Origin of the sequence: Rhodococcus artemisiae, assembly GCF_036327795.1 — a bacterium.
Taxonomy (GTDB): domain Bacteria; phylum Actinomycetota; class Actinomycetes; order Mycobacteriales; family Mycobacteriaceae; genus Rhodococcus; species Rhodococcus artemisiae.
Genome location: NZ_JAUTXY010000013.1, coordinates 62,812 through 84,320, shown reverse-complemented (window position 1 = coordinate 84,320; position 21,509 = coordinate 62,812). Strand labels below are relative to the sequence as shown.

At 65.2% G+C, this 21,509-nt stretch carries 24 protein-coding genes and 1 pseudogene; 14 read left to right on the top strand and 11 right to left on the bottom strand.

Annotated elements, in window-relative coordinates:
• The first annotated feature begins 25 nt into the window (after positions 1–25).
• The 5 genes and pseudogenes from bla to Q7514_RS23605 all read left to right on the top strand — a co-directional run bounded on the left by bla (position 26) and on the right by Q7514_RS23605 (position 4,320).
• Positions 26–988 (top strand): class A beta-lactamase, encoded by a 963-nt coding sequence (gene bla / locus Q7514_RS23625; RefSeq protein ID WP_330135697.1) that lies wholly within the window; start codon positions 26–28, stop codon positions 986–988.
• Positions 989–1,070: 82 nt separating this feature from the next.
• Entirely contained in the window at positions 1,071–2,024 is a 954-nt protein-coding gene (locus Q7514_RS23620) for an aldose epimerase family protein (protein WP_330135696.1), read from the top strand.
• 220 nt (positions 2,025–2,244) lie between these two features.
• A complete protein-coding gene (locus tag Q7514_RS23615; RefSeq protein WP_132472328.1) occupies positions 2,245–3,543 on the top strand; it encodes a citrate synthase in 1,299 nt (432 codons plus the stop codon).
• A 54-nt stretch (positions 3,544–3,597) separates the two neighbouring features.
• Positions 3,598–3,945: pseudogene (locus Q7514_RS23610) on the top strand (FKBP-type peptidyl-prolyl cis-trans isomerase); the annotation flags it as partial.
• 9 nt (positions 3,946–3,954) lie between these two features.
• Positions 3,955–4,320: an FKBP-type peptidyl-prolyl cis-trans isomerase gene (locus Q7514_RS23605; RefSeq protein ID WP_330135830.1), complete on the top strand. Its 366-nt coding sequence runs from the start codon at positions 3,955–3,957 to the stop codon at positions 4,318–4,320.
• Positions 4,321–4,428: 108 nt separating this feature from the next.
• Here the strand turns inward: Q7514_RS23605 and Q7514_RS23600 are convergent, their stop codons facing one another.
• Positions 4,429–4,734 (bottom strand): hypothetical protein, encoded by a 306-nt coding sequence (locus Q7514_RS23600; protein WP_330135695.1) that lies wholly within the window; start codon positions 4,732–4,734, stop codon positions 4,429–4,431.
• A gap of 128 nt (positions 4,735–4,862) precedes the next feature.
• Here Q7514_RS23600 and Q7514_RS23595 point away from each other — a divergent pair, with 128 nt between their 5' ends.
• The gene (locus tag Q7514_RS23595; protein ID WP_330135694.1) at positions 4,863–5,486 is read left to right on the top strand and encodes a class I SAM-dependent methyltransferase; all 624 of its coding nucleotides are present in this window, start codon (positions 4,863–4,865) and stop codon (positions 5,484–5,486) included.
• A 49-nt stretch (positions 5,487–5,535) separates the two neighbouring features.
• Here Q7514_RS23595 and Q7514_RS23590 read toward each other — a convergent pair whose 3' ends face one another.
• Positions 5,536–6,786 (bottom strand): RNA-guided endonuclease InsQ/TnpB family protein, encoded by a 1,251-nt coding sequence (locus Q7514_RS23590; RefSeq protein WP_330135693.1) that lies wholly within the window; start codon positions 6,784–6,786, stop codon positions 5,536–5,538.
• A gap of 23 nt (positions 6,787–6,809) precedes the next feature.
• On the opposite strand from Q7514_RS23590, the gene tnpA reads away from it, so the two are divergent.
• Entirely contained in the window at positions 6,810–7,226 is a 417-nt protein-coding gene (gene tnpA / locus Q7514_RS23585; protein WP_330135692.1) for an IS200/IS605 family transposase, read from the top strand.
• Between the two features lie 36 nt (positions 7,227–7,262).
• Here tnpA and Q7514_RS23580 read toward each other — a convergent pair whose 3' ends face one another.
• Entirely contained in the window at positions 7,263–7,736 is a 474-nt protein-coding gene (locus tag Q7514_RS23580; protein ID WP_330135829.1) for a hypothetical protein, read from the bottom strand.
• A gap of 139 nt (positions 7,737–7,875) precedes the next feature.
• Between Q7514_RS23580 and Q7514_RS23575 the strand changes: the two genes are divergently transcribed.
• Entirely contained in the window at positions 7,876–9,675 is a 1,800-nt protein-coding gene (locus tag Q7514_RS23575) for an acyl-CoA dehydrogenase (RefSeq protein ID WP_330135691.1), read from the top strand.
• Between the two features lie 19 nt (positions 9,676–9,694).
• On the opposite strand, the gene Q7514_RS23570 is transcribed toward Q7514_RS23575, so the two are convergent.
• From Q7514_RS23570 to Q7514_RS23550, 5 genes are all read right to left on the bottom strand, one after another.
• Positions 9,695–10,183: a hypothetical protein gene (locus Q7514_RS23570; RefSeq protein ID WP_330135690.1), complete on the bottom strand. Its 489-nt coding sequence runs from the start codon at positions 10,181–10,183 to the stop codon at positions 9,695–9,697.
• 82 nt (positions 10,184–10,265) lie between these two features.
• Positions 10,266–10,760, bottom strand: coding sequence for a CinA family protein (locus tag Q7514_RS23565; protein WP_330135689.1), 495 nt, complete (start codon positions 10,758–10,760; stop codon positions 10,266–10,268).
• Between the two features lie 33 nt (positions 10,761–10,793).
• Positions 10,794–11,366, bottom strand: a complete 573-nt coding sequence (locus Q7514_RS23560) for a dihydrofolate reductase family protein (RefSeq protein ID WP_330135688.1) — start codon at positions 11,364–11,366, stop codon at positions 10,794–10,796.
• 112 nt (positions 11,367–11,478) lie between these two features.
• Positions 11,479–12,243 (bottom strand): pyrimidine reductase family protein, encoded by a 765-nt coding sequence (locus tag Q7514_RS23555; RefSeq protein WP_330135687.1) that lies wholly within the window; start codon positions 12,241–12,243, stop codon positions 11,479–11,481.
• Positions 12,244–12,276: 33 nt separating this feature from the next.
• Entirely contained in the window at positions 12,277–12,783 is a 507-nt protein-coding gene (locus Q7514_RS23550; RefSeq protein WP_330135686.1) for a flavin reductase family protein, read from the bottom strand.
• Between the two features lie 73 nt (positions 12,784–12,856).
• On the opposite strand from Q7514_RS23550, the gene Q7514_RS23545 reads away from it, so the two are divergent.
• The 3 genes from Q7514_RS23545 to Q7514_RS23535 are packed head-to-tail and all read left to right on the top strand — an operon-like array spanning position 12,857 to position 14,621.
• The gene (locus Q7514_RS23545; protein ID WP_330135685.1) at positions 12,857–13,945 is read left to right on the top strand and encodes a YihY/virulence factor BrkB family protein; all 1,089 of its coding nucleotides are present in this window, start codon (positions 12,857–12,859) and stop codon (positions 13,943–13,945) included.
• Positions 13,942–14,367, top strand: a complete 426-nt coding sequence (locus tag Q7514_RS23540) for a phage holin family protein (RefSeq protein ID WP_330135684.1) — start codon at positions 13,942–13,944, stop codon at positions 14,365–14,367. The genes Q7514_RS23545 and Q7514_RS23540 overlap by 4 nt, the downstream gene beginning before the upstream one ends.
• Positions 14,364–14,621: a DUF3618 domain-containing protein gene (locus Q7514_RS23535; RefSeq protein WP_330135683.1), complete on the top strand. Its 258-nt coding sequence runs from the start codon at positions 14,364–14,366 to the stop codon at positions 14,619–14,621. The genes Q7514_RS23540 and Q7514_RS23535 overlap by 4 nt, the downstream gene beginning before the upstream one ends.
• 11 nt (positions 14,622–14,632) lie before the next feature.
• Here Q7514_RS23535 and Q7514_RS23530 read toward each other — a convergent pair whose 3' ends face one another.
• Positions 14,633–16,525 carry a propionyl-CoA synthetase gene (locus Q7514_RS23530; protein WP_330135682.1) on the bottom strand — a complete coding sequence of 631 codons (1,893 nt, stop codon included), beginning with the start codon at positions 16,523–16,525 and terminating at the stop codon, positions 14,633–14,635.
• Between the two features lie 132 nt (positions 16,526–16,657).
• Here Q7514_RS23530 and Q7514_RS23525 point away from each other — a divergent pair, with 132 nt between their 5' ends.
• Positions 16,658–17,326: a GOLPH3/VPS74 family protein gene (locus tag Q7514_RS23525; protein ID WP_330135681.1), complete on the top strand. Its 669-nt coding sequence runs from the start codon at positions 16,658–16,660 to the stop codon at positions 17,324–17,326.
• A 10-nt stretch (positions 17,327–17,336) separates the two neighbouring features.
• Here the strand turns inward: Q7514_RS23525 and Q7514_RS23520 are convergent, their stop codons facing one another.
• Positions 17,337–18,842, bottom strand: coding sequence for a carboxyl transferase domain-containing protein (locus tag Q7514_RS23520; protein ID WP_330135680.1), 1,506 nt, complete (start codon positions 18,840–18,842; stop codon positions 17,337–17,339).
• Positions 18,843–18,875: 33 nt separating this feature from the next.
• Positions 18,876–19,487, bottom strand: a complete 612-nt coding sequence (locus tag Q7514_RS23515; protein ID WP_330135679.1) for a TetR/AcrR family transcriptional regulator — start codon at positions 19,485–19,487, stop codon at positions 18,876–18,878.
• A 72-nt stretch (positions 19,488–19,559) separates the two neighbouring features.
• Here Q7514_RS23515 and Q7514_RS23510 point away from each other — a divergent pair, with 72 nt between their 5' ends.
• Together Q7514_RS23510 and Q7514_RS23505 are read left to right on the top strand one after the other, a co-directional pair.
• Positions 19,560–20,744, top strand: a complete 1,185-nt coding sequence (locus Q7514_RS23510) for an aromatic ring-hydroxylating oxygenase subunit alpha (RefSeq protein ID WP_330135678.1) — start codon at positions 19,560–19,562, stop codon at positions 20,742–20,744.
• Positions 20,741–21,508, top strand: coding sequence for an enoyl-CoA hydratase/isomerase family protein (locus Q7514_RS23505; protein WP_330135677.1), 768 nt, complete (start codon positions 20,741–20,743; stop codon positions 21,506–21,508). The genes Q7514_RS23510 and Q7514_RS23505 overlap by 4 nt, the downstream gene beginning before the upstream one ends.
• Position 21,509: the final 1 nt, after the last annotated feature.

The window sequence follows — 21,509 nt, the reverse complement described above, 5'->3', positions numbered from 1 at the left end:
ATCGTTCGGGTGCTGTGGTGAGGGCATGACACAGCAGCGAACAGCATTGTCCCGCAGATGGTTTCTCAACGCGACGCTCGTCGCGGCGTCGGTTCCCGTCGCTGCAGCATGTGGCGCACCGAGTATCGCGACCGCTCCGGAGCCGACATCGAATGGCGCGGCACCCGAGACGGAGGTCCGCCTGACGGCGCTCGACGAGCGCCTCGCCGAGATCGAGAATCGGCATGCGGTGCGCCTGGGAGTGCTCGCACATGCGCCGGGAAGTGGACGCACCTATACGCATCGCGGCGACGAGCGGTTCGCGATGTGCTCGACGTTCAAGGTGTACGCCGCCGCGGGCATCCTGCAACTCGAATCCCAGGGGCGACTGCGGCTCGACGACACTGTCGCCGTCGATCCGGGCGACATCGTCGTGAACTCGCCGGTCACCTCCGAGAATCAGGGCAGGGTGATGACCTATGCGCAGCTCTGCGAAGCCGCACTCACACGCAGCGACAACACTGCGGGCAACCTCCTGCTGCGGCGATTGGGCGGGCCGGACGCGGTGACCACGCTCGCGCGCTCGGTCGACGACCACGCGACACGCCTCGACCGGTGGGAACCCGAACTGAACGACGCCGCGCGCGGCGACGAGCGTGACACGACCACGGCGGCCGGGCTGGCCCGCGGATACCGGGAGCTGCTGCTCGGTTCGGCGCTGGATCCGGCACGTCAGCGGATTCTCACGGCGTGGATGCGCGCGAGCACCACGTCCGAGGCGAGGATGCGCGCGGGACTTCCCTCCGGTTGGGTCGCCGCAGACAAGTCCGGAGGGGGATATTTCGCCACTCTGAACGACGCAGGGGTGGTCTGGTCGCCTGATGGGGAGCCGTTGGTGCTGGTGATTCTCTCGGACACCACCACCGGTGATGTCGATGCTCCGTTCGAGAACGCTCCGGTCGTGGACACGACGGCTGCGCTGGTCTCGGCGATGGGGGCCGTGCCCTGATGGCAGTGATCCTGAGGTGGTGCCCTGAATCGACAGGCCGAATCCGCCGTGGAGTCGGTGCCCGCCGGGCACACTGATGATCATGTCCGAGCCGATCCAGCACTCGATCCGGGGCGGCGGATACCGAGCCGCGGTGTCCGGTACCGGTGCTGCGCTGCTCGCGCTCGACTACGACGATCATTCGGAGGAGCAGGGGTCGGCCACTCAGGGATCGGCGCAGCCATACCGGCTGGTCGAGACCCCGGCCGGTCGCGAACCTCCACTGGGGTACGGCGGCGCGGTGCTCGCCCCCTGGCCGGGCGGCATCCGCGACGGGCACTTCTACTTCGACGGAATCGAGCACCAGCTCGCGCTGACCGATCCGGAGCGGGGTGCTGCAGTGAATGGCCTTGCTTGGCATCGGGGCTGGGAGGTGACAGCGCTCACAGGCTCGAGGATCCAGCAGACACTGGAAGTCGGACTGCACAAGGGCTGGCCCTACCAACTGCGATTGACGGTCGCGCACGAACTGGGCCCGGACGGTCTCACCGTCACCCACACAGCGACGAATGTCGGCGGATACCACTCACCGTTCGGATTGGGAGTGTGCCCGTTCCTCCGGGCGGGAGACACCCCGCTCGACGAGTGCACATTGCAGGTGGCGGCCGGGACGAGAATGCCCCTCGACCGCGCGCGGAGCCTGCCCGATACGTACTCGCAGTCCGTCACGGACACCGAATACGACTTCACGAGGCCGAGGTTGCTCGAGGGCGTGCATCTCGATGTTCCATTCAGCGCCCTCGACGAGGATCTTGACGGTAACGCCCGGCATCGACTGTGCGGACGGGACGGCCGAGGCGTCGAACTCTGGACAGGTCGGGCATTCGGATGGCTCCGGACGACGACGATCGATGATGCCGACACCCGCGCTTTCGTACTCGCGCCGATGACGTGTCCACCCGACGCGTTCAATCTCGGCATCGACCTGCTCGTACTGCAGTCCGGGGAACGATGGAGCGGACGATGGGGCGTGCGGGCATACGACTCCCAGGAATGAGTCTGCCTCACATCACGTACGATCGATGCTGGTGAGCGGCGTGTATCAACGTCCCGCCGGGGATTCGGAGGGCGCAGTCGAGCGCCCGTGGACGGTAGGTGTGAGACACCGTTCGGGGACTTTCGACCGACCCTGCCTCCGCGCTGCGGCCACGGAACCGTTAGGTTCTACGTGAATGTTCGGAAGTTTCTGGTAGGTCTGAGCTTGAGAGGGATCCTTCGTGCCCGCTGAGAATGACACACAGCCCACCCTCAGCTACCCCGGTGGCGAGCACACAATGGCTATCGCCAAGGCGACGGAAGGCAATGACGGCATCGAGCTCGGTAAGCTCCTTGCGGACACGGGGTACACCACCCTGGATCCCGGATTCGTCAATACCGCCTCCACCAAGTCGGCGATCACATACATCGATGGCGAGAAGGGAATCCTGCGCTACCGCGGATACCCCATCGAGCAGCTCGCGGAGAAGTCGACGTTCATCGAGGTCAGTTACCTGCTGATCTACGGTGAGCTGCCGACCACCGAGCAGCTGGACGTCTTCACCGATCAGATCCGTCGGCACACGCTGCTGCACGAGGATCTCAAGCGCTTCTTCGACGGTTTCCCGCGCAACGCGCACCCGATGCCGGTCGTCTCCAGCGCCGTCAATGCGCTGTCCGCGTACTACCAGGACGCGCTCGACCCCGACGATCCGGAGCAGGTCGAGCTCTCCACGATCCGCCTGATGGCCAAGCTGCCGACGATCGCGGCCTACGCCTACAAGAAGTCGGTCGGTCAGCCGTTCCTGTACCCGGACAACTCGCTGTCGCTGGTCGAGAACTTCATGCGCATGACGTTCGGTTTCCCGGCCGAGCCGTACCAGATCGATCCCGAGGTCGCGCAGGCTCTCGAGATGCTGCTGATCCTGCACGCCGACCACGAGCAGAACTGCTCGACGTCGACCGTGCGTCTGGTCGGTTCGTCGGATGCGAACCTGTTCACGTCGATCTCCGGTGGCATCAATGCCCTCTGGGGTCCGCTGCACGGTGGCGCCAACCAGGCCGTTCTGGAGATGCTCGACGAGATCCAGAAGTCCGGCGGCGACGTCACGGAGTTCGTCCGCAAGGTCAAGAACAAGGAAGACGGCGTGAAGCTCATGGGCTTCGGGCACCGCGTCTACCGCAACTACGATCCGCGTGCTGCGATCGTGAAGAAGACCGCGGACAAGATCCTCAACAAGCTCGGCGCCGGCGACGAGCTGCTCGAGATCGCCATGAAGCTCGAGGAAGCCGCACTGACCGATGAGTACTTCATCGAGCGCAAGCTGTACCCGAACGTCGACTTCTACACCGGTCTGATCTACCGTGCGATGGGCTTCCCGGACCGCATGTTCACCGTGCTGTTCGCGCTGGGTCGTCTGCCGGGCTGGATCGCGCACTGGCGTGAGATGCACTCGGATCCGACCCTGAAGATCGGCCGACCGCGTCAGATCTACACCGGGTACACCGAGCGCGACTACAAGGGACTCGACGCACGCTGACGTGCGATCGACCATGAGTTCGACGATCGACCGTTCGACGAGGGAGCTGGACCTATGACCAAACCGGAGATCGAATTCCAGGAGGGGCCCGCCCCCACCGAGCTGGTGGTCAAGGACATCACCGTCGGCGACGGAGCAGAGGCTGTTGCGGGTGCAATCGTCGATGTGCACTACGTGGGCGTCGAGTACGACACAGGCGAGGAGTTCGACTCGTCGTGGAGCCGAGGTGAGTCGATCCGCTTCCCGCTCGCCGGTCTGATCGCCGGCTGGCAGGAAGGCATCCCCGGCATGAAGGTCGGCGGCCGCCGACAACTGACGATTCCGCCGGAGCTCGCCTACGGTCCGGCAGGGTCGGGGCACCAGCTGTCCGGCAAGACCCTGGTGTTCATCATCGACCTGCTCGGCGTCCAGGTGCCGCCGGAGCCGCCGGTGATCGAGAAGCCCGAAGGCCCGGCCCCGACAGAGTTGGTTGTCGAGGACATCGAGGTCGGCGACGGCGCCGAGGCTCAGCCCGGCGCCACCGTCGACGTGCACTACAAGGGTGTCGAGTTCGACACGGGCGACGAGTTCGACTCGTCGTGGAGCCGCGGCCAGTCGGTTGCATTCCCGCTCGCTCGCCTGATCCCGGGCTGGCAGCAGGGTATCCCCGGCATGAAGGTCGGCGGACGTCGCAAGCTGACGGTGCCGCCGGAGCTCGCCTACGGTCCGGCAGGGTCGGGGCACCAGCTGTCCGGCAAGACCCTGGTGTTCGTCATCGACCTGATGGGCACCAACTGATCAGCGCAGTGCGCTGACCCAGTTCACGTTCGCAGGCCCCGCATCCATCGTGATGCGGGGCCTGCGCGCATTGCCCGCGGCTCTGGGGAGTGGCGGGCAGCGGAGTGGTCAGTAGGCCGCGGTCGCATGTCCGTTGCTGGTGATACCACCCTGAATCGCGCCGGTGTTGCCGGCCGTCCTGCCGAAGCTCCACTCGCCGTCGCTGCCGCACACGAGGACACCGTTCCGGGTGCCGGGTGAGGCGTACTCGACCTTCACGACGTTGCCGTTGTCGTCCTCGTGCACGATCGGGCAGCCCCTTCCGGGCCCGTTGACCGGATCGACCTTCGGTTCTGCGGAGGCGGTGACGGCCCCGCCGAGTGCGACTGCTGCGATCATCAAAGTGGCGGCGAAAACTCTGTGGTACTGGGACATTCGATTCTCCTGGGCTGGGGTGCGTGATGACTGATACAAGACTGCGCCCTGGGTGGCCTCGGCCGAACCCACCCCAGGGATGGGATCGCTGCACCCGGAGTCGATCCCCATAGGCGATCATCGACGGTATGGAGAGCGCGTGTGGCCGAGCGGCCCATACTGTCCGGGAGTCGTACTCGGCGAGATCGCAGGAGTATGTCGATCTCTTCGGCACCATGACCTCGACTCACCCATCCGACCGTGCTCTGGTGTCCGGTTGGGCTACCTCGCTGGCGGACCCTGTACTCGACGCCGGGTGCGGACCGGGGCAGTGGACGGAATTCTTGGCCCAGTGCGGACTGGCCGTGAGCGGGATCGATCTGGTGCCCGAGTTCGTCGACCGTGCTCGCAGCCGGTATCCGGAACTCTCGTTCGACACCGGACGTTTCGAGGAATTGGACGTCGCGACAGGATCACTGGGTGGTGTGTTGTCGTGGTACACGCTCATCCACCACGATCCTGTGCACATCGGGACTCCGCTCGCAGAGTTTGCGCGCGTGATTCGGCCGGGCGGAGGATTGTTGGTGGGCTTCTTCGAAGGACCGGCCGTCGAGCCGTTCGACCATGCCGTGACCACGGCGTATCGATGGCCGGTCGACGAGCTCGGCAGGGAACTCGCTGCGGCAGGTTTCGAGGTGATCGAAGCGCACACGCGAACGGCGAGCGGTCACAGGCCGCACGGCGCGATCACGGCACGGCGGCGAGCGGTGTAAGGATCAGGACCTTTCTTGACTTCCTCCTCCGCGTGAACACGGAGGATTCCTACGCAGCCGCACCACATGGTGCGGTCTGTTCGGCGGGTTCCTGCTTCACCGGGTCCGCGCATGCAAGCACACGTCTTACGCTCCCTCCACAAGCGTTTACCCTCTCCACCAGCCCGGCGGCGAGCAACACATTCACAGCAGCGTTGTAATCCCGATCCAGCCGCATACCGCACGACGGGCACACCCACACCCGCACATCCAACGGCTTCTTCCCGTCCCGCACCCCGCACCCAGAGCACACCTGCGAGGTCGGTTCCCACTGGCTGATCGTGTGCACCGTCCGGCCATGCTGGGCAGCCTTCTCGCCGATCAGGCGGGTCAGGGTCGACCAGCCTGCGTCGTGCACCGACTTGCCCATGCGGGTGCGGGCAAGCCCAGCCACCGACAATCCCTCGAGGGCGACCGCTTGGTTTTCGCGGATCAGCCGAAGAGCGAGTTTGTGGTGGTGATCCAACCGCGTCTCGCGCACCTTGCGGTGGGCCGCGGCAACCTTTCGGCGGGCCTTGTCCCGATTCTTCGATCCTTTCGTGGTGCGCGAGTAGGCCTGTTGGGCGCGGACCAGCCGACGTTCCTTGGATCGCAGCCAGCGGGGATTGGCAATCTTCTCGCGGGTCCCATCGTCGTAGACGATCGCCGCGAGCGACTCGAGTCCGACGTCGATGCCCGCGTACCGCTCCGACGCCGGTGATGACACCAGCGCAGCGGGCACGGGCTCGTCGACGACGAAGGACACGTAGTGGCGGCCGTCGGCCTCGCGGATCACCGTCACACTCGACGGACCCGCCGGCAACGGTCGCGACGCCTCGTACCGGATCCGCCCGATCTTCGGCAGGCGCACCAGCCCGATGCCGCCGCCCGGCTCGAGGACTGCGAACCCGGCGTTGCGGGTGAACCGGGCGGACTGCCGGCTGGACCGCTTCTTGAACCTGGGAGCGCCGACCTTGCGGCCCTTGCGTTTGCCGGTGCGGGAGTCGAAGAAGTTCGCGTATGCGCGGTGCAGGTCCGCGAGGGACTGTTGCAACGGCACCGAGGACACCTCGGCCAGCCATGCCCGCTCCGCAGTGGTTTTGGCTGCGGTCAACGCCGCGGACAGCTCGCTCTTGCCGGGGATCGGGGTGCCGGCTTTGCGTGCAGATTCTCTGGCGGCGAGGGCGTCGTTGAACACGACCCGGCAGCACCCGAACAGCTGGGACAGCGACTTCTGCTGTTCCCCGCTCGGGTAGGCGCGGTATCGGTATCGCTTCAACACCCCCACACGATAGCATTGGTGTCATGGATGATGGGAGCAATGTTCGTCTTGGCAGACATGCTGTATGGGACTGTCACGCTCATTTGGTGTTCGTCACGAAGTATCGACGGGGCGCGTTCACCGGCCCGATCTTGACGGACTGCGAGCAGATCATGCGGAAGGTGTGCGCCGACTTCGGGTGCGAGCTGCGGGAGTTCAATGGTGAAGACGACCACGTGCACTTGCTGGTGGATTTCCCCGCGACGGTGCAGTTGTCGAAGCTGGTGAACTCGCTCAAGGGGGTGTCCTCGCGGCACCTGCGCCGCGACCATGCGGAGCATTTGTCTCGGTATCTGTGGGGCGGGCATTTATGGTCGCGGTCGTATTACTGCGGCACCGCCGGCGGTGCGCCCCTGTCCGTGATCGCCGAGTACGTGAAGTCCCAACGCCGGCCTGCGTGATAGTGATTCACCTCCACCGTGAACGATGGAGCACTCTCACCCAGACAGGTAGAACTGGGCCAGCCGTCGATGCCGGTGCGCGAACAGGGCACCGACGATACGGCGCGCGAGCTCACTCGCGCCAGGAATCCGCGACAGTGGCACGCGCAGCTCGAATGTGAGCCGATCGCGGACCCACGTGCGGTCTGCCTCGAGCGGATCCAGGGTGCGTTCGTGCTCCCAGCGGCGCATGAGGAGCATCGTCGACTTCTCGTGGAAGCGGCGTCCGGGTTCGAGTGCGGCGATGGACAGGTGGTCGTAGTCCACCGGCAGCACGCCGAACAGGAGCAGAGGGACCCGCGCGAGCGGTTGCCCGATGGGAACGGTGTCCTCGGTGAGGGTGTGTGCCCACCGAGGCATACGCATTGCGAGCACCGGCGCGAGCTCGTCGTTGATGCCGTCGGCGCTCGTGACGCGCGCCCACACCACAGAATTCGGTGCATCGACGATCGACTCGTGTTCGACCACGATCTCTTTGCTCATAGGTTTTGTATCGCGTCTTGAAGGAACGTTGTCTCGCTGGACATCATGCATCTCTCGTTGGTCTACTGGGTTCGTTATCGAGAACATCGTGTCCCCCTGAACATCGTGTCCCCTGAAAGGATCGTCCGTGCCCGCTCCCGTCCTGTCCCGTCGCGACCTCGACTTCCTGCTCTACGACTGGCTCGATGTCGAATCGCTGACGTCGCGGGAGCGTTTCGCCGAGCACTCGCGCGACACGTTCGACGCCGTCCTCGATCTGAGCGCCGATCTTGCTTCCAAGCATTTCGCGACACACAACAAGAAGGCCGACGCCCAGGAGCCGAGGATCGGGGAGGACGGCCGCGTCGAGATCATCCCCGAGGTGAAGGCCGCGCTGGACCTGTTCGCCAAGGCCGGGCTCATCGCCGGCGGGTTCGACGAGTCCCTCGGTGGAATGCAGCTACCCATGACGCTGCTGCGTGCATCGATGGCATGGTTCCAGGCGGCCAACGCCGGAACGTCGTCGTATCCGTTCCTCACCGCCGCCAACGCGAGCCTGCTCGTCACGCACGGTAGCGAGGAGCAGATCGAGAAGTTCGTCCCGGCCATGCTCGAAGGCCGATTCTTCGGCACGATGTGCCTGTCCGAACCGCAAGCGGGGTCGTCGCTCGCCGACATCACCACCAAGGCGGTCCCGGCCGACGACGGCACCTACCGGATCACCGGAACCAAGATGTGGATCTCCGGCGGAGACCACGAACTCACGGAGAACATCGTCCACCTGGTGCTCGCGAAGATTCCCGGCGGCCCCGCGGGGGTCAAGGGCATCTCGCTGTTCATCGTGCCGAAGTTCCTGGTCGACGACGAGGGCACGCTGGGCGACCGCAACGATGTTGCGCTGGTGGGCCTCAACCACAAGATGGGCAACCGTGGCACCACCAACGCCCTGCTCAACCTCGGGGAAGGTGCCTTTACGCCGGGTGGGGATGCAGGCGCTGTCGGGTACCTCCTCGGCGAACCCCACAAGGGCCTGCAGTACATGTTCCACATGATGAACGAGGCGCGTATCGGCGTCGGGTTCCTCGCGACTTCGCTGGGCTACGCGGGCTACCTGCAGTCGCTCGACTACGCACGCACTCGCACCCAGGGGAGGCCGCTCGGAGCGAAAGACCCTGCATCGCCGCAGGTTCCGCTCATCGAGCACACCGATATCCGGCGGATGCTGCTCGCGCAGAAGTCCTACGTCGAAGGTGCGCTCGCCCTGGGGCTGTACTGTTCGAAGCTCGTCGACGAACAGAACACTGCGGCAGACGACGACGTGCGCGCCAAGGCCGGGTTGCTCCTCGACGTGCTCACCCCGATCGCGAAGTCCTGGCCGTCGCAGTGGTGCCTCGAGGCCAACAGTCTTGCGATCCAGGTTCTCGGTGGCTACGGCTACACCCGTGAATTCGATGTCGAGCAGTATTACCGCGACAACCGGCTCAACCCCATCCACGAGGGCACCCACGGCATCCAGGGTATGGACCTGCTGGGGCGCAAGGTCGTGATGCAGGGCGGTGCCGGACTGCTGTTGCTCGGTGAGACGATCTCCGCAACCGTGGAGAAGGCCCTCGCCGCGGGCGGCGAGGTGGCCGAGTATGCGCAGCAGTTGCGTGCTGCCACCGAACGCGTCGCCGCGACAACGGCCGCGTTATGGTCGACCGGTGATCCCGCAGTGGCGCTGGCGAATTCGACAGTATACCTCGAAGCCGTGGGTCATACCGTGGTGGCGTGGATCTGGCTCGAGCAGCTGCTGGCCGTGGGCGATCGGGAGGGTGACTTCTTCGATGGCAAGCGTGCCGCTGCGCGATACTTCTACCGTTTCGAGCTGCCGAAGACGGGTTCGCAGTTCGATCTGCTCTCGAGCCTCGACCGTACGACACTCGATGTCTCGCCCGCCGCGTTCTGACCCGGTCTCGAAGTCGGCATCACCACGTCACGGTGAGCGATTCGCCGACCCGCTGGGCGTGCCAGCGGTCGGCGTAATCGTCGAATCGCTCGACGATGCGCCCGACCAGCGGGGGAATTGCGTCTGCCGACATCGACGGCGGCAGTTCCCGCGCGTGGCCGCGCCGGTACTCCCAGACGGGTAGCGACATCCCGACCAACTCCTCGGAGCGGGCCATGTCGGCTTTCGCCTGATCGGACACCTTGGTTCCCTTCGTCTTTCGACGGCGGGCGGCCTTGGTGCGTTCGGTGGGGTCGGCGGGCCAGAACAGGCCGTTGTCGCCGGCGGCGAGCTGCCCGAACACCCCGAGCGGAATGTTCGCCTCCACCTCGACGAGAAGGTGCAGTAGATCGTGGGGGAGATAGGGATGTCCGCCGGGGCCGTTGCGAGGAGCGAGCGCCACGCCGGTCTCACGGTGCACGGCTATCTCGTAGCTTGTGCCGGGGCCCTTCGTGAATACGACGCGCATACCGTGCAGGATAGGCGACGGGCGCCGACACGTGCACCTGGTTTTCGTCTCCGCTCCGCGGGAGTGCGTCTGTTCGCCCGGGTCATGCGGAGATCTCCTCGATCAGCAACCGTAGTGCGTGGCGTACCGTCTGCGCCAACACATCTTCCGGATCCCCATCGAAAAGTTGTTCTTCGGAGTGTGTCCCACGCGGCCCGGTCGTCGCGAAACACACCGTGCCGGGCGGTCGCCCGTCCTGCGGGTCGGGGCCGCCGGCACCGGTGACGGCGACGACGATATCGGCGGCGAGGAGACCGGCCGTCGACACGGCCATCGCACGTGCCGCCGACTCGCATACGACCGGGCCCTCGGGCACCTCGAGCAAGCCGTGCTTGACGAAGCGCGAATACGCCACGATCGCGCCGCGGAACCATTCGGAACTGCCTTCCGCCGCTCCGAGTCGTGCTGCCAGTGTGCCCGCCGTGAGCGATTCGGCGCACCCGATGGTGAGGTTGCGGTCGGATGCGAGGGCGCCCAGCTCGCCGAGCAGTGCGTCGGAGAGGTCGGTGCCCTCGACGACATCGTCATCATGGAGCATCGGTGTCACGCCTACGAATCGCCCTTGCCGGCGTCACCGCTTCGCCGCGAGGTGATTGACGACGACGCCACTGTCGAACACCCGGCTTTCCGACAGCTCGAAATAGTGCGGCTCGAATCCGGTTCGGAACAAGGGAATACCGTTGCCGGCGATGATCGGGTTGACCTTGAGGACGAGCTCGTCGATCTCGGCGAGCAGCTCACCCGCGAGTGTTGCGCCGCCGCACAACCAGATTCCCCTGCCGTCCTGCTTCTTCAGGTTGCGGACGTACTCGAGTGGATCGGTCGCCACGAGGGTGACGGTGTCGTCCGGGGCCTGCGCCAGCGTCTTCGAGAAGACGTACTGCTGAAGATGCGGATATGCGCTGGTGAGGCCGACACTCAGTGAGGGCTCCCACGTGCGTCTACCCATCACGACCGCGTCGAAATGCTTGCCAGGTGAGGTGACTCCGAGCTGGTCGCGAATGTGTACCGGCAGCGTCTCGGGGTACTCCTCCATCAGGTGATACATGTGATCGCCCTCGACGGGGAAGAATTCGAAGCCGCCCGAGGGGTCGGCGATGAATCCGTCGAGCGTCGTCGCAACGTAATAGGTCAGTGTGCGCACACAACCCTCCTCGAAAGTGGGTACAGGCCGAGACCTGATCGAACTGCAACGCTAGAACGGGTACACCGGTGAAGCCAGCACATTCGATCGGTTTTCCCCGGAAAGTTGTCACTCATTGCGCGGGGCCGGTGTCGCGTACCCATCGGGTGAGGATCGTGCCGTCGTCGTCGCACACCAGATGGGTGCGCCGCATCGCGGTGACAGTGGAGCCAGGGGAGTGAGCGATACGGTCCGCCGATCCGGCAGCGAGCACGGGTGCCCAGGTCAGGCACAGGTCGTCGACGACGCCGTCGGCGATCATACGCCCGAACAGCCGGGGGCCTCCCTCACACAGAACCCGGTTCCACCCCGCTCGGGCCGCGGCCTCGACAAGGGCTTCGCCACCGATGTCGTCGTCGGCGATGACGCGTACGTCTGCGCCGGCGTCGGCAAGTGCGCGGCGTTTCTTCTCGGGCACCGCGCCGCTCGTGAACACGATCGGCGGCACGGACGTGTCGGTGAACAGCCGCATCCCCGGGTCGAGATTGCCCGATGCCGTGACCACCGCAATCGGTGGCACCGCTGACAATCCTGTTGCTGCACGACGTTCGCGCAGAGCCTCAGTCGTCCGCGCGCCCCCGTAGTTCTCGGTGCGCGCGGTCCCCGCACCGACGAGGATCACGTCGGCGAGTTCGCGGAGCAGCCCGAACACCTTCTTGTCCGCCGGTGTCCCGAGACCACCCGAACGGCCGTCGACAGCGACCGCGCCATCAAGCGAGGACACGAAGTTCACGCGCAGCCACGGCGTCGTCAGCTCGGATGGATAGGCGTACAGCTCGCGCAGATCGGTGTCGTCGAGGACGCGTCCGGGAACTGTGGGTTCGTCGAGTCGTCGCATACCGTCGATCAGATCACGACCGTGGCCGCACCGTCACGCGCCGTGCCCGGGATCCAGGTCTCGCACGTCGTCGAACATGACCGGATCGCTGATATTCGAGCGGAGCTCACCGCGATCCGGGTCGAGCAGGAATCCGACGTGGTCGCCGAGGTCGACCCTCCCCACGATGGCACCGGTGAACCACGCTGCCGCATCGTCGAGGATCGGTAGCCCGTGTGGTCCGTCGCTCCACCCGCACTGCACGAATTTGTCCGTGTCGTCGCCGGTCTGTGAGCCGAACAGAGTGGCCAGCGACAACTGTGACCGGTCGAGTATGTGCACCGCGAGATGCTCGGCAGCACCCGCCACTCGGAACGTGCGGTTCTTGTCGGAGAGCGCCACCAGAAACCTCGGCGGATCGATCGCGGCCTGTGTGGCGAAGCCGACCAGACACCCGCTTCGCTCGTTCACTGCCCTGGCGGTAACGACGAACATCGGATAGTCGAGTCGGCCCACGATTGCCGTGAAAGCATCGGTCGATCCGCTGTTGTCGGAAGCCATGCACGCATCGTACGTGGCACAAATCGACCCGATGCGGGGTTTGATTCGCCCCTCATGCGGTATCCGAGGGTTCATGACCGACCAATCGGAGTCGAAAGCTGCAGCGGATGCGAGTGTGGCACCCGACGACCCGCGCAAACCGGATTCGCCCACGGATCTGGAGAAGCCGTCGTGGAAGTATGTGCTTCGAAGGACGGTCGGTGAGTTCGGTCGAGACCAGTGCACGGACCTCGCGGCGGCCCTGACCTACTACGCGGTGCTGTCACTGTTTCCTGCGTTGCTGGTGGTGGTCTCACTGCTCGGCGTGTTCGGGCAGGGGCAGGCCACGGTCGACACCGTCCTGCAGATGATCGACGATCTCGGTCCGAGTTCGGCGGCCGACACCCTGCGCGGCCCCATCGAGCAGCTGGTTCAGGCCCCGACAGCAGGATTCGCGCTGGTCATCGGTGTTCTCGGTGCGTTGTGGTCGGCATCGGGTTACGTAGGCGCATTCGGCCGGGCGATGAACCGCATCTACGAGATCGAGGAAGGCCGCCCCGTCTGGAAGCTGCGCCCGTTGATGTTGCTCGTCACCGCGCTGGCGCTCGTCGCTGCGGGAGCGACTGCGCTGATGCTGGTGGTCAGCGGTCCGGTGGCTCGCACGATCGGTGACGTGATCGGGCTCGGCGACACGGCGGTGACGGTGTGGAACATCGCGAAATGGCCTGTGATGCTGGCGCTCGTCGTCATGATCGTCGCGGTGCTGTACTACGCGACACCCAACGTGGCCCAGCCGAAGTTTCGATGGGTCAGCGTCGGCTCGTTCATCGCGATCGTCGTCTGGATTGTCGCCTCGGTCGTCTTCGCTCTCTACGTATCGAATTTCGGCAGTTACAACAAGACCTACGGCTCGCTGGCCGGGGCGGTGATCTTCCTGCTCTGGCTGTGGATCACCAACCTGGCCTTGTTGTTCGGCGCGGAGTTCGACGCGGAGCTCGAACGCGGACGCCAACTGCAGGCGGGCATCGAGGCCGAGAAATCGCTGCAGCTCCCCGAACGAGACACCCGGGTCATCGAGAAGAACGAAGCGAAACACCAGGAGTTCATCGAGCACGGCCGTCGCCTGCGCACCGCGCACGGCCCTCCGGAGCTCGACGACGACACGGAAGGAACCCACTCATGACGACGCATTCCGGCGATCCACGCCCCGTTGCGGACCAACCCGCGAATTTGTCGACCGTAGAACTCACCGAGCGGCTCACCGCCCAGGTGTCCACGCTCGTCCGTACCGAGGTCACCCACGCACTCGACGAAGTGAAATCGAAGGGCACCCGGATCGGCGTCGGTGTGGGTATCTCCGGTGCCGGGGCGCTCCTGTTGTATCTCGGTGTGGCAACTCTGATTGCCGCGGGAGTGCTGGGGCTCGCCACGGTGGTCGATCCGTGGCTGGCGGCATTGATCGTTGCGGTCGTGGTGTTCGCTGTCGGTGGCATCCTCACGGCGATCGGCGCGTCCAAGGCGAAGAATGCTGCACCGCCGGTTCCTGAACACACGATCGACAGTGTCCGCGACGATGTCGCCGCAGCGAAGGGAGCAGTGCGATGAGCGAGTCCGCAACGAACGGGGACGGGGCGAGCGGCGCGGCCGAGCCCGACATCGAACGACAGCGTGCCGAACTTGCCGCTACCGTAGGTGAACTCACCGACCGGCTCGACGTACCGACCCGTGTCAAGCATGCGGCGGACGAACGTGTCGAAGCGGCCCGTGAACGGCCCGACCTCGTCGCGTTGGTTGCGGGGGCGCTCGTCGTGACCCTCGCCGTCGTCGTGTGGCGACGACGGCGAGGATCGGTAGCGTAGCCGGCCGACCGTCAGCCGCCCAGTTGCTCCCTGAGCGCTTCGAGCACTGCCGGGTCTTCGATCGTCGATGGCACGGTGTACTGCTCGTGATCGGCGATCTGCCGCATGGTCTTCCGCAGTATCTTTCCGGATCGGGTCTTCGGCAGCGCCTCCACAACGGTCACGTCGCGGAACGTCGCGACGGCGCCGATCTGGTCGCGGACCATTGCCACCAGTTCCTGACGAAGTGTTTCGGGGTCGATGTCGACACCGGCCTTGAGTACGACGTAGCCGGAAGGGCGCTGACCCTTGAGTTCGTCGCGGATCCCGACGACGGCACACTCGGCGACCGCCGGATGCGAGGCCACCACGGCTTCCATGCTGCCGGTGGACAGACGGTGTCCGGCGACGTTGATGACGTCGTCGGAGCGGCCGAGTACGAACACGTACCCGTCGTCGTCGATGAAGCCCGAGTCGCCCGTGAGGTAGTAGCCGGGGAAGGTATCGAGGTACGAGCGGCGGTAGCGGTCGTCGTCGCGCCACAGCCCGGTGAGGGTGCCGGGGGGCAACGGTAATCTCACGACGATATTGCCCTCGGTGTCGGCCTCGACCCGCTTGCCTTCGCCGTCGACGATCTCGACGCGATAACCCGGAACCGGGACGGTGGGGGAGCCTGCCTTGAGCGGCATCGGATCGAGACCGCGCAGATTCGCCGCTATCGCCCAGCCCGTCTCCGTCTGCCACCAGTGGTCGACAACCGGACGACCCAGCACCTTCGTCGCCCATTCATACGTGTCGGGGTCGAGGCGCTCGCCGGCAGCGAAGAGCGTGTTCAGGGAGTCGACAGAGTACTTCTTCAATTCCTCGGCGTCGGGATCGGCCTTGCGCACCGCCCGGATGGCAGTGGGGGCGGTGAACAGTGCCTTGACTCCGTACTCGGAGATGATCCGCCAGAACGCGCCGGCATCGGGAGTACCGACGGGTTTCCCCTCGTACATGACCGTGGTCGCTCCGGCCAGCAGTGGTCCGTACACGATGTACGAGTGACCGACCACCCAGCCGACGTCGGAGGCGGTCCACCAGACGTCGCCGGCGGCGATGTCGTAGATGTTGCGCATCGACCACGTGAGTGCCACGGCGTGGCCGCCGTTGTCGCGGACGACGCCCTTCGGTTTCCCGGTGGTGCCCGAGGTGTACAGGATGTAGAGCGGATCGGTCGCTGCCACACTCACCGGCTCGGCCGGGGAGGCATCGGCGGCGAGTGCGTTCCAGTCGAACCATGCGGCCGAGGATGCCTTGTAGTCGGCTGCCGAACCGGGAATCTGCTCGCGGTTTTTCACGACCACGGTGTGCGGCGGCGTCTGCGACAACGTCAGTGCCTGCTCGACGATCGGCAGGTACTCGATGGTGCGGCCCGGCTCGAGACCGCCGGACGCCGTCACCAGCAGCACCGGCTGCGCGTCGTCGATGCGGGTGGCGAGTTCCTTCGCCGCAAAACCGCCGAACACCACCGAATGCACTGCTCCGATGCGGGCGCACGCGAGCATCGCGATGGCGGCCTCGGGAATCATCGGCATGTAGATGATGACGCGATCGCCGGCAACCACACCCTGGTCGCGCAGGACTCCCGCGAACGTGGCCACCTCGTCGAGTAGTTCCGCATACGTGTAGGTGCGCTTCGCAGGCACCATCGCCGAATCCCAGATCAGCGCCGGCCGGTCGCCGTGACCGGCGTGGACATGCCGGTCGAGGGCGTTGACGCTCGTGTTGAGGGTTCCGTCGGGGAACCACTTGTACGACGGGGCCTGCGTGTCGTCGAGGGCGCGGGTCGGGGCGGTGTCCCATTCGACATCCTGCGCGGCTGCGAGCCAGAACGACTCCGGATCGTCCACGCTCTGCCGGAACGCGTCCTGGTACGAGCTCATCGGTTCGTGTCCTTCCTCGACATCGACGTGACCGCGACCACCCTATTCGACGCCGTCCGCTGCACGGGGCCGGATGGGAGCATCTGCGGTGGGTGGTATCGATCGATCGGCGAACGGACGTACCGTGTGGCCATGCCTCTGCTTGCGGAAGATCTGTTGCTTCTTGCGCTCGATGATGAGTCCGGAAAGGCGATCGTCGACAGCATCACCCTGCCCCGTGCGCTCGCGGGCGCCGTGCTCCTCGAATTGGCGCTCGCGGGCGCCGTCCTCCTCGATGAAGGGGGAGTGAAGGGCAGGAAGGGCCGAGTGGTGGTCGGCGGTACTGCGCCTGCCGACCCGTTGTTGGCCGATTCGGTGGCGCTTCTCGGTGGCCGGAAGCCGATGAAGCCGGCAGCAGCGATCGAGAAGCTGAGTAAGAACCTGCGGGACATCATGCTGGAGCGTGTCGTGGCGAACGGGTGGGTTCGCGAGGAACGCGGCAAGGTCCTCGGGCTGTTCCCGACGCGGCGCTGGCCTGCCGTCGACGAGAGTCATGAACGGCAGGTGCGCAGCGAGCTGTATTCCGTACTGGTCGACGGGGTGACGCCGTCGCCGCATACGGCAGCGCTGATCTCGTTGCTCTCGGCCACGAAACTGGCACCGAAGGTCTTCCCGGACGTGGACAAGAAGCGGATTACGGAGCGCGCCAAGGAAATATCAGAGGGAGAATGGGCGGGTAAGGCAGTTCGTCAGGCGGTCGATGCGGTGAACACCGCGATCATCGTCGCCGTCACCGTACCCGCGGTGGTGGCGAGCAGCTGAGCGCCCGAGGTCAGGTGGGTAGTCCCAGATTGCGGAAGCGGGCGATCCGTCGGCGGTAACGATCGTCGGCGGACTCATCCGCGAGGGAGGACAATTCGCGCGCGACCGCGGCGCCCACGCGTTTGAGGAACCCGATCGGATCGTCTGCGGCATCGTGGCGTTCAGGAATGACACCATCGATGATCCTGTCGCGCAACAGGTCCCTCGACCGAATCCCCTGCGCTGCGGCCATCTGAGGGGCGTGGGTGGTGTCGCGGTGCACAATGGCGCTTGCACCTTCGGGAGGAAGCGGTGCGAGCCAGCCGTGCTGCGCGCACAGCACACGATCCGCAGGAAGCAACGCGAGGGCGCCGCCTCCGGTGCCCTGGCCGAGCAGCACCGACACGGTCGGGGTCTGCAATGTCACGAGATCTGCTAGGCAGCGGGCGATCTCGGGTGCGAGACCACGTTCCTCGGCTTCCTTCGACAACGCTGCACCGAGCGTATCGATGACGAGGACGAGTGGAAGCCGCAGTTCGTCGGCGAGACGCATCGCGCGTCGTGCCTCTCGCAGCGCGCCGGGCCCCATGGGCGCTGCGGCCGATTGGCCGTTGCGATCCTGGCCGAACAGCACACACGACACACCGCGGAAGCGTGCGAGCGACAACATCACAGTGGAGTCGGTTTCACCCTCCCCGGTACCGGACAACGGCACCTGCGCCGATGCCGCATGTCGCAGCAGTTGGCGGATCCCGGGGCGCTCGGGGCGGCGGGTGAGGATCACCGACTGCCAGGCCGGAATGTCGGGAACCTCGTCGACATCGGTGAGAGCCGGCTCGGCAGTGGTGTCGGGGTGATTCGGTTCGACGAGAACGCGCAACAGCCTGTGCACCACCTGCCGGATGCCCTCGAGCGGGATCACTCCGTCGATCACGCCGCGCCGATGGAGATTCTCCGCGGTCTGAACCCCTTCGGGGAAGTCCTCCTGGTACAGGGCCTTGTAGACGCGCGGTCCGAGGAAACCGACGAGCGCACCCGGTTCGGCTGCGGTGACATGCCCGAGCGACCCCCACGACGCGAACACCCCACCCGTCGTGGGGTTGCGCAGGTAGACGAGGTAGCCGAGATGCGCCGCCTTGTGCGCTGCCACGGCCGCGGCGATCTTGACCATCTGCACGAACGCGAGCGTGCCTTCCTGCATTCTCGTGCCGCCCGACGTGGGAGACGCGAGTAGGGGGAGTCGTTCCGTGGTCGCGCGCTCGATCGCCGAGACGATGCGTTCGGATGCCGCGACACCGATCGATCCGGCGAGGAAGGCGAACTCGCAGGCGATCAGCGCCACCCGGCGTCCGTGGACGGTGCCGACTCCTGTGAGTACCGACTCGTCGACCCCGGACTTCTCAGCGGCACGTTCGAGCTCGGCGCGGTAGGAGTCGTCGGGGTGGACGTCGACCGGGGTTTCGTCCCACGAGACGAAACTGCCCTCGTCGAGCACCGCATCGATGAACTGCTGTGCCGAGATCCTGCTGCCGGCCACATCGCCTCCTTGTCTGCAAGTCCACGGGAGACTCTACGAGTTGCGTGGTTGTGCGCAGGGGATGAGGGACGGCACTACGAAGATGCGCAGCTTGTCGCGCAACCGGTCGAGCGATCCCGCATCGGCGCCGAGAGCGCTGATGTAGTGCATTTCCAGCTCGGACAACCACTCGCACAGCAGATCCAGGTCGATGTCGCGGCGCAGTTCGCCGGCTTCTTGTGCTTCGTGGAGGAGCGGTTCCCACAGTTCACGGGTCAGCTCGACTGCCTTGCCGGAGGTGGAGAGAAGTGTTGTGGCAAGTGTTGCCTCGGCGGGCGAGACGAGCAGGTGGATCATCGGGTCGCGAAGCCCCCTGCGGATGTTGGCACACAGGCCTTCGACGACCCGCTCTCGGAATGTCGGGTACTTCCGGATACGCGTCCGCCATGGCTCCATGTTCATTCGTGCCCGACGAACGATCGATGCCGTGATGAGCGATTCGCGGTCCGAGAAATATCTGTAGACCGTGGCGCGGGACATGTTCGCTGCCCGGGCTACGTCGGCCATCGTCGTCTTCGCGATGCCGAACTGCTCGAAACACGATTCGGCGGCGACGAGGATTGCCGAGCTCACGTCGACAGTCTCTGCTTCGGTCTTCTGTGCCACGCACAAACCATACCGCCGGGTAACTCCACTAAGACACTAGACGCAATATGTCTCATGTGCCATTCTGGGTTCATGCAGCGCGAAGACAAGATCGAACTCACCCGGCGCCTGATCGCGCATGTCGACAACAACAGCACCGACTACGCCGACGAAATGTTGCGTGTGCCGTTCTCGGTGTTCAACGACTCTGAACTGGCAAGCCTCGAACGCGACGTGGTGCGTCGGTTCCCGCACATCGTGGCGCATATCGACGAGCTGAAGAATGCCGGCGATTTCGTCACCACCGAACTCATCGGCACGCCGTTGTTGGTGGTCAGACAGCGCGACGGCAGCGTCAAGGCGTTCTCCAACGTGTGCCGGCACCGTGGTGCCAAGGTCGAGTTCGACGAATCCGGATGCAAGCGCATCTTCAGCTGCCCGTACCACAACTGGGCCTACGGCCGAGACGGCGCGCTTCGCGGGATGCCGCACTCGGAAGGGTTCGACGGGCTGGACCGATCGCAGTACGGGCTCGTCGAGTTCCCCTGCGAAGTGCGACACGGACTCGTCTGGGTCGTGCCGACCGTCGACACCGAACTCGACATTGCGCAGGTTCTCGGCGAAAAACACGACGCCGAGGTCACCGACACCGGTATGGCCACGTCGTTCCAGGTCCGCAAGGAGACCTGGAAACTCGACATGAACTGGAAGATCGCGGTCGACGGCGTGCAGGACTCCTACCACCTGTGTCAGTTGCACACCAAGACGGTGTGCAACTTCCTCGAAGGCAACATCACTGCACTCGACGTGGTCGACAGGTCCTGGCGAATCGTCGTGGCGCGCAAATCGATCACGGAGGTTCGTGACGCAGATCCCGACTCGTTCGACGTCCGCGACTATTCCCTCGCGAATTACACGATCTACCCCGGCACGATGCTGGTCACCGAGCCGAATCACTTCGAGGTCTGGACCATCGTCCCCGACGTCGACGATCCGAACGTGTCGCACTGCACGATCAGGTTACTGTCCCCGACCGAGCCCACCACACCACGCGAGGTGCGGATCCTCGAGAAGAATTGGGAACTCCTGATGGAGACCCTCCACAAGGAAGATTGGTTCGTCACGAAGACGATCACCGACAACGTCGCACACGGGCAGGTCGACGAACTCGTGTATGGACGAAATGAATTGCCGGGACAAGTGTTCCATAAAATGATCACGCGCGACGCCGCCGCAATCGCGGAGGAGCGGCGGAAGAAAGCCGCCGCGACGACATGACCGCGAGTGAGCTGCTCGAGTCGTCACCCGCGCAAGGCGTGTTACTCCTGACATTGAATCGTCCCGCCATGCACAACGCGATCTCACTGTCGCTGCAGCGAGCGCTCGACCGGTGTCTCGCTCGCACGGCGGAAGATGACGATGTGCGGGTCGTGGTGCTCACGGGGGCGGGCAATCGCGCTTTTTCGGCGGGATACGACCTGCACGAACTTTCGGCCTTGTCGCCGGAGGCAAACCTGGAGGCGATGCTCGAGCGTGAGGAACTGCTCTGGCGATACCTCCAGTTCGCGAAGCCGACCATCGCGGCGGTAGACGGTGTGTCGTACGGAGCGGGAACACTGCTCGCTGCGTGCTCCGACCTGCGGGTCGGCGGGGCGTCGACACAGTTCACCGTCACCGCAGCAAAGTACGGGGGTGCGAACCTCACCTGGATTCTCGACACCCTGATCGGCTCCGGACAGACTCGGGATCTCCTCATGACATCGCGTGTAGTCCCTGGTGAGGAGGCCCATCGCATGGGTCTGCTCACCCGATACGCGGGTGATGGTGACGTTCTCGAGGCTGCGCTGGGGGCGGCGAGGCAGATCGCAGCGCAACCGCCGGAGGCGATCCGGGAGATCAAGACACTTCTGCTCGCCGGGCACGGCAACGACCTTCGCAGCCGCTACGACCGCGAGAACACGGTCGCGCGTACCACCCTGCGGACTCGCGCCGTAGGTGAGATATTCACGGAATTCTTCGGTGCCCGCGTGGGGACCGACTGAG